The organism is Kineococcus haloalkalitolerans (assembly GCF_050871905.1).
Classification (GTDB): Bacteria; Actinomycetota; Actinomycetes; order Actinomycetales; family Kineococcaceae; genus Kineococcus.
In genome coordinates, this window is sequence record NZ_JBJLSH010000036.1 from 40,227 (window position 1) to 51,333 (window position 11,107).

Below are 11,107 nucleotides of genomic sequence, written 5' to 3' on the forward strand. Positions count from 1 at the left end.
CGGTGGACACGGCCGGTAACACGACGCGCCTAGCGTCGACCGCAGGCAGCACCACCCCACCACCGCCCGCCCCGGACCGACCCAGGGAGTCACCGCGATGGCCGTCACCGAGGAGCGCGACGCGCTCGGAACGATCACCAACCCCCGTCCCGGGCGCTGGGTCGACCACTACGACCCCGAGGACGCCCAGCAGTGGCGCTCCACCGGACGCCCCGCCGCGCGCCGCAACCTCTGGCTGTCGATCTTCGCGGAGTTCCTCGGCTTCTCCGTGTGGCAGCTGTGGACGATCGTCACACCCCGCCTCGGCGACGCCGGCTTCAACCTGACGACGAACCAGGTGTTCTGGCTCATCGCCGTCCCGAACCTGGTCGGCGCGACGCTGCGCTTCCCCTACACCTTCGCCGTGCCGCGCTTCGGCGGCCGCAACTGGACGATCATCTCCGCGCTGCTGCTCGTCGTGCCCTGCGCGGGCCTGGCGATCGTCGTGCAGAACCCCCAGACCCCCTTCTGGGTCATGGTCCTCGTCGCCGCCACCGCCGGTGTCGGGGGCGGGAACTTCGCCAGCAGCATGGCGAACATCTCGTTCTTCTTCCCCGAGCGCGAGAAGGGCGCCGCGCTCGGCCTCAACGCCGCGGGCGGCAACCTCGGCGTGGCCGTCGTGCAGCTCGTCGTCCCGGTCGCCGTCGTCGTCGGCGGCGGCCTGGCCCTCGACCGCGCCGGTCTCATGGTCATCCCGCTCGCCGTCCTCTCCGCCGTGCTGGCCTGGCGGTTCATGGACAACCTGTCGTCGGCGAAGTCGGACTTCGGCGGCTACGCGGCGGCGGTGCGCAACAAGCACACCTGGGTCATCTCCTTCCTGTACATCGGGACGTTCGGCTCGTTCATCGGCTACGCGGGCGTCTTCCCCACCCTCATCCAGCAGCAGTTCCCGCAGGTGACCTTCGACTGGGGGTTCGTCGGCCTGCCGCAGGTGCCGCTGACGCTGGCCTTCCTCGGCGCGCTCGTCGGCTCCCTCGCCCGCCCCTACGGCGGTCGCCTGTCCGACAGGGTGTCCGGTGGCGGCATCAGCATCGCCTCCTACCTCGTCATGGCGGTCGGTGCGGTGGGCGTCATCGCGTCCCTGTCGCTCGGCAGCTTCGCCGCGTTCTTCGCCTGCTTCCTGCTGCTGTTCGTGGCCAGCGGGGTCGGCAACGGCTCCATCTACCGGATGATCCCCGCGATCTTCCGCGCCGGTGTGGACCAGGAGGACCGCGCGGCGATGACCCTGGCCAAGCGGCAGGCGGCCGCCTGCATCGGCATCGCGGCGGGCATCGGCGCCTACGGCGGCTTCATCATCCCGCGCGTCTTCGCCACCTCGATCACGGAGTTCGGGTCCCTGGCCCCCGCCCTGGTGGTGTTCATCGGCTTCTACGTCCTGTGCGCCGCGATCACGTGGGCGGTCTACGTCCGCGGGCGCAGCAGCCGCTTCGCCGGCACCGCCATCTGACCGGCCCGACCGCCCGGTGCGCTCCGGCGCACCGGGCGCCAGCCCCGACCCGGAGGAGCACCCCGTGACGTCGACCCCCCGCTTCCTGCAAGGCGCCCACCCCTTCACCGGGGCCGGGCTGGAGAAGCCGGTCCCGCTGGAGGGACTGCCCGTCTACACCGTGCCCGACGGCGCCCGCGCCCAGGCGGTCTACTTCCGCGGCGGGAACTCCACCGCGGAGCTGGTGTCGGCCGTCCTGTTCCGGGACGGGGTGCCGATGCGCTGGTTCCCCATCGGCGCGCTCGGCGCCGTCCACGTGAGCTTGAGGATCGTCGAGGACATCGAGGCCCCCTCGACGGTCGAGGTGCGCGTCGCCGCCCCCGAGGGCGTCAGCGGCACGCTCGTCGTCGACCTGGGTCTCGTGGAGGTCTGAAGCGTGAGCGTCACCAGCAGCACCACCGGCACCCGCACCGCCGGGGTCCCCGCGCAGCGCACGCGCAAGCGGCGCCTCGTCGTCGTCGGCAACGGCATGGCCGGCGCCCGCGCCGTCGAGGAGGTCCTGGAGCGCGGTGGCGCCGAGCAGTTCGACGTCACGATGTTCGGCGCCGAGCCCTACGGCAACTACAACCGGATCATGCTGTCGCACGTGCTGGCCGGTGAGCAGGACGAGGAGGGCATCTACCTCAACTCCCTGGCCTGGTACACCGAGAACGGCATCGACCTGCGCGCCGGGGTGGCCGTCGAGCGGATCGACACCCACGCGCGGGTCGTCGTCGACGCGCGCGGGACGGAGACGCCGTACGACGTCTGCGTGCTGGCCACCGGGTCGACCCCGTTCATCCCCCGCATGGAGGGCACCCACCGCCTCGACGGCTCCCTGCTGGAGGGCGTGTTCTCCTTCCGCACCCTGGACGACACCCGCGCCCTGCTGACGGCCGCGCGCACGCACCGCCGCGCCGTCGTCATCGGCGGCGGCCTCCTCGGCCTGGAGGCCGCGCACGGCCTCGCCACCCACGGCGTCCAGGTCGACCTGGTGCACTCGCCGCCGCACCTGATGAACCAGCAGCTGGGCGCCGAGGCCGGGAAGGTGCTGCGCCGCAGCGTCGAGGCCCTCGGCATCCGCGTGCACACCGGGGTGCGGACCCGCGGCCTGATGGGCACGGAGCGGGTGGAGGGCGTGGATCTGCCCGACGGCACCGTCCTGGACGCCGACCTCGTGGTCGTCGCCGCCGGCATCCGCCCCTCCACCGAGGTGGCGCTGCGCTCGGGGCTCACCGTCGAGCGCGGTGTCGTCGTGGACGACCGGATGAGCTGCGCCGACGGCGTCTACGCCATCGGCGAGTGCGTGCAGCACCGGGGGCAGACCTACGGGCTGGTCGCGCCGCTGTGGGAGCAGGCCGGTGTCCTCGCCGACCACCTCACCGGCGCCGACCCGCACGCGGAGTACCACGGCTCGCGCACCGCCACGAAGCTCAAGGTCGCCGGGGTCGACGTCGTGCAGATGGGCCTGCCCGGACCGGAGACCGAGGACGACGAGTTCGTGGTGTTCTCCGAACCGCACCGCGGCGTCTACCAGAACGTGGTGATCCGCGACGGCCGCCTCGTCGGCGCCACGATGCTGGGCGACGTGCGCAAGACGTCGTTCCTGCAGCAGGCGTTCGACCAGGCGCTGCCGCTGCCCGAGGAGCGCACCGCGCTGCTGTTCGACCTCGGGACGCCGTCGGAGGACGTCGGGGTCGCCGAGCTGGCCGACTCCGCCCAGGTCTGCAACTGCAACGGGGTCACCAAGGGCACCATCGTCGACGCCGTCGAGGACGGCTGCACGTCGATCACGGCCGTCATGGCGAGGACGAGGGCGGGCAAGGGCTGCGGGTCCTGCACGACGGTCGTCGAGCAGATCACCGCGTGGGCGGCCGGCGGCGCGCTGACCGTCGACGAGTCCGCGAAGTGGTACGTGCCGGGGATCCCGATGGCCAAGCCCGAGCTCGTGGAGGCGGTCCGCGCCCAGCGGCTGCGGTCGGTGTCGGCGGTGTTCCGCGCGCTGGCCCCGGGCGGGGAGGAGGACGCGAAGTCGAAGATGGGTCTCACCTCGCTGCTGCGGATGATGTGGCCGGACAGCGTCGAGGACGAGCGCGACGGTCGCTACATCAACGACCGCGTGCACGCGAACATCCAGCGCGACGGCACGTTCTCCGTGGTGCCGCAGATGAAGGGCGGTGTGACCACCGCCGACCAGCTGCGGAAGATCGCCGACGTCGCCGACAAGTACGACGTCGGGATGATCAAGGTGACGGGTGGTCAGCGCATCGACCTGCTGGGCGTCAAGAAGGAGGACCTGCCGAAGGTCTGGAAGGACCTCGGCATGCCGTCCGGGTACGCCTACGGCAAGAGCTTCCGCACGGTGAAGACCTGCGTGGGCACCGACTTCTGCCGGTTCGGCCTCGGGAACTCCACCCAGCTCGGCATCGACCTCGAGACGCGGTTCCAGGGCATCGAGACGCCCGCCAAGCTCAAGCTCGGCGTCGTCGGCTGCCCGCGCAACTGCGCCGAGGCGTACGTCAAGGACGTCGGAGTGGTGGCCGTCGGCGGCGGCCGGTGGGAGGTCTACGTCGGCGGTGCCGCGGGCGCCTCGGTGCGCAAGGCGGACCTGCTCGCCACGGTGGACTCCCCCGAGGAGGTCATCGCCCTCACCGGCCGGTTCATCCAGTTCTACCGCGAGTGGGGGAACTGGCTGGAGCGCACGTACGAGTTCGTGCCCCGCATGGGGCTCGAACGGGTGCGGGCGGTCCTCGTCGACGACTCCGACGGGATGGTCGCCGGTCTCGACGAGCGCCTGCAGGCCACCGTCGACGCCTACCGCGACCCGTGGCAGGAGGGCGAGCAGCCCGTCACGCCCGGGCAGTTCCGCACCGCGCTGCCGCTCGTGGACCTGCCGCTGGTGCCGCGGCGCCCGGCCGGCGCCCCGGGCGGGCTCGTCCCCGACGTGCACTCCAACTCCTCCGCCGAGCCCACCACCAGCACGGGAGGTCCCCGGTGACCAGCACCACGAGCGCGCACGACGTCTGCTCCCTGGAGGAGATCCCGCCCGGCGAGGGCCGCGCCTTCGCCGTCGCCGGGCAGCAGGTCGCGGTCTTCCGCCACCGCAGCGGCCGCGTCAGCGCCGTGCAGGCCGCCTGCCCGCACGCCGGCGGGCCGCTGGCCGACGGGCAGATCGACGAGCGCGTCGTCGTGTGCCCGCTGCACCTGAACGCCTTCGACCTGGCGAGCGGGGAGTCCTCGGGGGACTGCGCGCCGCTGCGCGTGCACCCCTGCCGGGTGGACACCGCCGGCCGCGTCAGCGTGGAGGTGTAGGTGTACCCGCTGCACCTGGACGTCACCGGCCGCCGGGTCCTGGTGGCCGGCGGCGGGCCGGTGGCCGCCCGCCGCGCCGCGGACCTGGTGGCCGCCGGCGCCGACGTCGTCGTGGTCGCCCCGGCCGTCTGCGAGGACCTCGCCGACCTGGTGCGCGCGGACGCCGGCGCGCGCTGGGAGGCGCGCGAGGCCGTGCCCGCCGACGTCGAGGGCGCGTGGCTGGTGCACACCGCCACCGGCGATCCCGCCACGGACTCCGCGCTGGCCGCGGCCGCCGAGGCGCGGCGCACCTGGTGCGTGCGTGCCGACGACGCGGCCGCGTCCTCCGCCTGGACCCCCGCGGTCGTCCGCCGTCCGCTCACCGGCGGCGGGATCGGCAGCGAGGTCGGCGGCGAGGTGGTCGTCTCCGTCACCGCCGGGCGCGACCCCCGCCGGGCGCGCCGGCTGCGCGAGGCGCTGGGCCGGCTGCTGGACACCGGGGCGCTCCCCCTGCGCCGGCAGCGTCCGGGCGCCGGGCGCGTCACCCTCGTCGGCGGTGGGCCCGGCGAGCCGGACCTGCTGACCCTGCGCGGACGGCGGGCGCTGGCCGAGGCCGACCTCGTCGTCGTCGACCGCCTCGCGCCCACGGCCGTGCTGGCGGAGCTGGACCCCGAGGTGGAGGTCGTCGACGTCGGCAAGACCCCCGACCACCACCCCGTCCCGCAGGAGGAGATCAACCGCCTGCTGGTGGAGGCCGCGCGCACCGGCCGGCACGTGGTGCGCCTCAAGGGCGGCGACCCGTACGTGTTCGGCCGTGGCGGCGAGGAGGTCCTGGCCTGCCGCGAGGCCGGCGTCGAGGTCGAGGTCGTGCCCGGCGTGACGAGCGCCTTCGCCGTCCCGGCCGCCGCCGGCGTGCCCGTCACCCACCGCCGCGTCGCCCGGTCCGTCACCGTCGTGTCCGCCCACACCTGCGACGCGGCGACCGCGAGCGACGGCGGGGTCGACCGCGGTGTCGACCGCGGGGTCGACGTGGCCGGGCTGGCCCGGCTCGACGGCACGCTCGTGCTGATGATGGGCGTCGCGGCCCTGCCGCGGCTCGCCGCGGACCTCGTCGCCCACGGCAAGGACCCGGCGACCCCGGTCGCCGTCGTCGAGCGCGGCTGGACGCCGCAGCAGCGCACGACGACCGCGCCCCTGTCCGAGATCGCCGCCGTCGCGGCCGCGCGCGGGGTCCGCTCCCCCGCCGTCATCGTCGTGGGTCCGGTCGTGGACCTGGCCGACGAGCTGCTGCCCGGCCCGGGGCACCACCTGACGGGAGTCCTCCCCGTCGCCTACGGTCACGGGTCGTGAGCGACACCTCCGCACCGCCCCGCGCCGGGACCGCCGCCGACGTGCGGCAGCTGCTCGGCGTCACCATCGGCGTGACGAGCGACCGCCGTTCCGACGACATGATCGCCACCTTCGAGCGCAAGGGAGCCCGGGTGCTGCACGCCCCGACCATGCGCATCGTCCCGCTCAGCGAGGACGCGCAGCTGCTGGCCGACACCCGCGACGTCATCGCGGACCCGCCGGACCTCGTCCTCGTCACCACGGGGATCGGTCTGCGCGGGTGGGTGGAGGCCGCGGACGCGGCGGGCCTGGCCGGTCCGCTGCTGGAGGTCCTCGGCCGCTCGCGGGTGTTCGCCCGCGGCCCCAAGGCGACGGGCGTCATCCGCGCCAACGGGCTGCGGGAGGAGTGGTCGGCGTCCTCCGAGCAGACCGCCGAGGCCGTCGAGCACCTCGTCGCGCAGGGCGTCGCGGGCCGCTCGGTCGTCGTGCAGCTGCACGGCGCGGCGGACGAGCACCAGCTGCAGCCGCTCGTGGACGCCGGCGCCCGCGTGCGGGGCGTCGCCGTGTACCGCTGGCTGCCGCCGGAGGACCCGCAGGCCGTGCAGCGCCTCGTCGAGGCCGTCGCCTGCCGGCGCCTGGACGCGGTGACGTTCACCAGCGCCCCCGGCGCCGCCGCCCTGCTGCACGCCGCGGCGGAGGCCGGGCGCGAGCGCGAGCTGCTGGCCGGGTTCCGGGAGGGCGTCGTGGCGTGCGCGGTGGGCGACGTCACCGCCGAGCCGCTGCGCGCGGCCGGTGTGGACCCCCTCGTGCCGGACCGCTGGCGCCTGGGGGCGCTGCTGCGCACGGTGACCGCCCACCTGGCCGAGCACCCCCTGGCGCGGGTGCGGACCCCGCACGGGGTCCTGGAGCTGCGCGCCCAGGCGGCCGTGCTCGGCGAGGAGCTGCTGGAGCTGGCGCCCGGCCCGCTGGCGGTGCTGCGGCGCCTGGCGCTGGCCGGCGGCGCGGTCGTCACCCGCGAGGAGCTGCTGGCGGAGCTGCCCTCGGCCGCGGACACGCACGCCGTCGAGGTGACGGTCGCGCGCCTGCGCGGGGCGCTGCCCCGCCCGGACCTCGTGCGCACGCTCGTCAAGCGGGGCTACCGCCTGGACGTGCTGCCCGACGACGTGCCGGACGACGTGCCGGCCCCCACCGACGCCCCGGTGCCCGGTGCGCGGGAGGTGGGCGCGTGAGCGGCGCACCCGACCTCCCCGTCCTGGTCGCCTGCAGCCACGGCACGCGCTCGCGCGCCGGGCACGAGACCGTCGAGCGGCTGCGGGCCGCCGTCCGCGAGCGCCGGTCCGGCGTGGAGGTGCTGGCCGCGCACGTGGACGTGCAGGAGCCGGAGCTGGACGCGGTGGTCGGCGACCTGGCCGCGGCGGGCCGGGCGAGCGTCGTCGTGCCGCTGCTGCTGTCCACCGGCTACCACGTGCGGGTCGACATCGCCCGGGCCGTGGCCGCCTCGGGCGGCACGGCGGTGGCCGCGGAGGCGCTGGGGCCCGGTGCGGAGGTCACGGGCGTGCTCGTGGAGCGCCTGCGCGAGGCGCTGGGCCCGGACGGCCTGGACGACCCGTCGCTGGCGCTGGTGCTGGCCGCGGCCGGGTCCTCGGACGAGCGGGCCCGCGCCGACGTCGAGCGGGCGGTGTCGCTGCTGGCGACGGCGACGGGGCGGCCGGTGCGCTCGGGGTTCCTGTCCGCGCAGGAGCCGGCCGTGGCCGACGCGGTGGCGACCGCCCGCGCGGGGGGCGCCGGCCGGGTGGCGGTGGCCAGCTACCTGCTCGCGCCGGGGGTGTTCTCGGCGCGGCTGGCCGCGGCGGGCGCGGACGCGGTCGCCGAGCCGATGGGCCCGCACCCGGAGCTGGTGGAGCTGGTGCTGCGCCGCTACGACGCCGCGCTCAGCCCCGCGGCGCGTCCCGCCCCGCTCGCACCACGTTGAGCAGCGGCGCACCGGAGACGGTGCGCTGCAGCTGCTCGCGCAGCAGGGCGAGGGCGCGGGGACGGAAGGCGGTCGTGTTGCCGCCCACGTGCGGGGTCACGAGCACGCCGGGGGTCGTCCACAGCGGGTGACCGGGCGGCAGCGGCTCGGGGTCGGTCACGTCGAGCGCCGCGCGCAGGCGGCCCGTGCGGACCTCCGCGAGGAGGGCGTCCGTGTCCACGACGGGCCCGCGGCCCACGTTGACGAGCAGGGCCCCGTCGGGCAGGGCCGCGAGGAAGGCGGCGTCCACGAGGCCGCGGGTGGCGTCGGTCAGCGGGCAGGCGACGACGACCAGGTCGTGCTCGGGCAGCAGGTCCGGCAGCTCGACCGGGCCGTGCACGCGCACCCGCCCGGCGGGGCCCTCCTCCACGCGCGGGGCGCTGGCCACCGCGGTGACCTGCACCTCGAAGGGCTCCAGGCGGTCGGCGACGGCGCGCCCGACCCCGCCCCAGCCGAGGACGAGGGCGCGGCGGTCGGCCAGCGAGGTCCGCCGCGCGGCGCTCCAGGCGCCCGAGGCCATCGACCGGGCGGCGTCGTCGACGCCGCGCAGCGCGGCGATGGCCAGCCCGACGGCCAGCTCGGCCGTCGAGGCGTCGTGCACCCCGGCGGCGTTGCAGAGGGTCACGTGGTCGGGCAGCTGCTCCACGACGCCGTCGAAGCCGTTGGTGAGCAGCTGGACCGTGCGCAGCCCCGGCAGCCGGTCCAGGGACTCCCGCAGCGGCGGGGCGCCCATGTACGGCGGGACGACGACCTGCGGGGCGGGGTCGGGCACCGGGCCCGCGCAGTCCCAGACGACCGCGCGCACCCCGGGCAGCTCGCCGAGGGCCTCGGCCCACGAGGCGCGCGGCAGGCTGACCACCACCTCGGCGGCGCTGGCACCAGGGGTGGTCACGGCGGTGTCGGACGGCTCGGCGCTGGGCACCCGCGCACGGTAGCGACCGCCGGCCCGAGCGCCGAGCCGGGCACCGGGCCGGTCCGCGCCGGGCGAGGTCGTTCAGGCGCCCGGCCTGACCAGCCCCGCCTCGTAGGCGGCCACGACGGCCTGGCTGCGGCTGACGAGCCCCAGCTTGGCCAGGACGTGCGAGACGTGGCTCTTGACCGTGGCCTCCCCCACGCCGAGGCGCCCGGCGATCTCGGCGTTGGCCAGCCCGCGCGCCACCAGCAGCAGCACCTCCCGCTCGCGGGCGGTGAGGACGTCCAGCGGCACCGCCGGCCGCCCGGTGACCGCCGGGGCGAAGGCGGCGACCAGCCGGCGGGTCACCGACGGCGCCAGCAGCGAGACGCCCTCCGCGACGGTCCGCAGGGCGGCGACGAGCTGCGCCTCGGGCGCGTCCTTGAGCAGGAAGCCCCCGGCGCCCGCCCGCAGCGCCGCGTACACGTGCTCGTCCTCGTCGAAGGTCGTGACCACCAGCACCGCCGGCCGCGGCCCGGCGCGGGCCAGGCGGCGGGTGGCCTCGATGCCGTCCACGCGCGGCATCCGCACGTCCATGAGGACGACGTCCGGGTCCAGGGCCCGGGCGGCGGACACCGCCTCGGCGCCGTCCGCCGCCTCCCCGACGACCTCGACGTCGGGGAAGGCGCTGAGCACCATCCGGAACCCGGCGCGCACCAGCCGCTCGTCGTCCACCACGAGCACCCGCAGGCTCACGCCGGGGCCTCCTCCGCGGCCGCCCGCGCGGGCTCGGAGACCTCGGCCGCTGCCGGCGGGGGCACGGGCAGGCGCACGAGGACGCGGAACCCGCCGTCCTCCTGCGGACCGGCCGCGACGTGCCCGCCGAGGACGGTGGCCCGCTCGCGCACGCCCGCGAGCCCCCGCCCGCCCGTGGACGGGAGGTCGACGCCGGGCACTGCGGACTCCGGCGGGGCGTCGTCCGGCGGGGCGGCGTCCGGCGGGGACGCTCCCGGCGGTGCGGTGTTGCGCACGTCCACCACCACCTCCTGCTCCCTGCGCCGCACGACGACGGCGACGTCGGCGCCCGGTGCGTGCCGGGCCGCGTTGGTCAGCGCCTCCTGCACGACGCGGTAGCTGGTGACGGCGAACCCCGGCGGCAGGTCGTCGAGCGCGTCCGCGTCCAGCGTCACCGGCACACCGGCGCGGCGGACGTCGCCGACGAGCGCGGGCAGGTCCGGCGGGCCCGGCGGCGGGCCGGCCGCGTCGTCGGTCGTGCGCAGCAGCCCGGTGAGCAGCCGCATCTCCCGCAGGGCGCCGGAGGCGGCCCGCTCGACCTCGTCGAGGGCCTCGCGCGCCCGGGCGGGGTCTGCGGCCAGGACCGCGCGGGCGCCCCGGGCCTGCAGGACGACGACGCTCAAGCCGTGGCCGACGACGTCGTGCAGCTCGCGGGCGATCCGGGCGCGCTCGGCGTCCACGGCCCGGCGGCCCTGCTCACGGGCCTGCTCGCGGGCCTCGCGCGCCGCGGCGGCCCGGTCGGCGGCCAGGGCCTCGGCCCGCCGCCGCTCGGTGGCGTGCCGGCGCCAGACGAGGCCCAGCACGGCCACCGCCCCGGCGAAGACGGTGTTGGCGACGCCGTCCCCGATCCCGTAGGCGTCGTGGACGAGGCCCTGCAGCGCCACCAGCACCAGGACGACGGCCACGGCCACCGCCGCGCGGGCGGTGCTCCGCGCCCAGCGGGTGGCCGCCAGCGGAGCCAGCCCGAGCGCGCACAGGGGCACGGCGAACGTGTTGGCGACGGGGAACAGGAGCGGCTCGGCGGCCCACGCCGCGGTGGCTGCCGCAGGGGCGAGGGGGGGGGGGGGGGGGGGGGGGGGGGGGGGGGGGGGGGGGGGGGGGGGGGCGGGGGGGGGGGGGGGGGGGGGGGGCGGGGGGGGGGGACCCCCGCCGCCCCCCGCCCCCCCCCCGCCGGCGCGCGGGCGCAGCCGGTGGCCCCCGGCGCCAGCCTGCTGGAGTTCGAGGTCGTGCTCTCGGTCGAGCCGGCGATGGTGTTCCAGGGCCCCGACGAGACGTGAGCCCCCGC

At 76.7% G+C, this 11,107-nt stretch carries 10 protein-coding genes; 7 read left to right on the top strand and 3 right to left on the bottom strand.

Annotation, left to right across the window (positions count from 1 at the left end; genetic code table 11):
• Positions 1 to 97: 97 nt before the first annotated feature.
• The 7 genes from ACRYMY_RS14290 to ACRYMY_RS14320 all read left to right on the top strand — a co-directional run bounded on the left by ACRYMY_RS14290 (position 98) and on the right by ACRYMY_RS14320 (position 8,096).
• The gene (locus ACRYMY_RS14290; RefSeq protein ID WP_432547919.1) at positions 98 to 1,486 is read left to right on the top strand and encodes an MFS transporter; all 1,389 of its coding nucleotides are present in this window, start codon (positions 98 to 100) and stop codon (positions 1,484 to 1,486) included.
• Between the two features lie 64 nt (positions 1,487 to 1,550).
• Complete coding sequence (locus tag ACRYMY_RS14295) at positions 1,551 to 1,898, top strand: molybdopterin oxidoreductase (RefSeq protein ID WP_432547920.1); 348 nt, start codon at positions 1,551 to 1,553, stop codon at positions 1,896 to 1,898.
• 3 nt (positions 1,899 to 1,901) lie between these two features.
• A complete protein-coding gene (nirB, locus tag ACRYMY_RS14300) occupies positions 1,902 to 4,502 on the top strand; it encodes a nitrite reductase large subunit NirB (protein ID WP_432547921.1) in 2,601 nt (866 codons plus the stop codon).
• Positions 4,499 to 4,816: a Rieske (2Fe-2S) protein gene (locus tag ACRYMY_RS14305; protein ID WP_432547922.1), complete on the top strand. Its 318-nt coding sequence runs from the start codon at positions 4,499 to 4,501 to the stop codon at positions 4,814 to 4,816. The genes nirB and ACRYMY_RS14305 overlap by 4 nt, the downstream gene beginning before the upstream one ends.
• Positions 4,817 to 6,145, top strand: a complete 1,329-nt coding sequence (gene cobA, locus ACRYMY_RS14310) for a uroporphyrinogen-III C-methyltransferase (RefSeq protein ID WP_432547923.1) — start codon at positions 4,817 to 4,819, stop codon at positions 6,143 to 6,145.
• Positions 6,142 to 7,353 carry a uroporphyrinogen-III synthase gene (locus tag ACRYMY_RS14315; protein ID WP_432547924.1) on the top strand — a complete coding sequence of 404 codons (1,212 nt, stop codon included), beginning with the start codon at positions 6,142 to 6,144 and terminating at the stop codon, positions 7,351 to 7,353. Before cobA ends, ACRYMY_RS14315 begins: the two co-directional genes overlap by 4 nt.
• A complete protein-coding gene (locus tag ACRYMY_RS14320; RefSeq protein ID WP_432547925.1) occupies positions 7,350 to 8,096 on the top strand; it encodes a sirohydrochlorin chelatase in 747 nt (248 codons plus the stop codon). The genes ACRYMY_RS14315 and ACRYMY_RS14320 overlap by 4 nt, the downstream gene beginning before the upstream one ends.
• Here ACRYMY_RS14320 and ACRYMY_RS14325 read toward each other — a convergent pair.
• From ACRYMY_RS14325 to ACRYMY_RS14335, 3 genes are all read right to left on the bottom strand, one after another.
• The gene (locus ACRYMY_RS14325) at positions 8,056 to 9,057 is read right to left on the bottom strand and encodes a 2-hydroxyacid dehydrogenase (protein ID WP_432547926.1); all 1,002 of its coding nucleotides are present in this window, start codon (positions 9,055 to 9,057) and stop codon (positions 8,056 to 8,058) included. The two genes, ACRYMY_RS14320 and ACRYMY_RS14325, sit on opposite strands and share 41 nt — an antisense overlap.
• A gap of 72 nt (positions 9,058 to 9,129) precedes the next feature.
• Entirely contained in the window at positions 9,130 to 9,783 is a 654-nt protein-coding gene (locus ACRYMY_RS14330; protein WP_432547927.1) for a response regulator, read from the bottom strand.
• The gene (locus ACRYMY_RS14335) at positions 9,780 to 10,805 is read right to left on the bottom strand and encodes a sensor histidine kinase (protein WP_432547928.1); all 1,026 of its coding nucleotides are present in this window, start codon (positions 10,803 to 10,805) and stop codon (positions 9,780 to 9,782) included. Before ACRYMY_RS14335 ends, ACRYMY_RS14330 begins: the two co-directional genes overlap by 4 nt.
• Positions 10,806 to 11,107 lie beyond the last annotated feature (302 nt).

What these genes read in the sequence shown, in the direction of transcription:
- ACRYMY_RS14290 (WP_432547919.1), top strand. Translation starts at nt 98, where the DNA reads ATGGCCGTCACCGAGGAGCGCGACGCGCTCGGAACGATCACCAACCCC.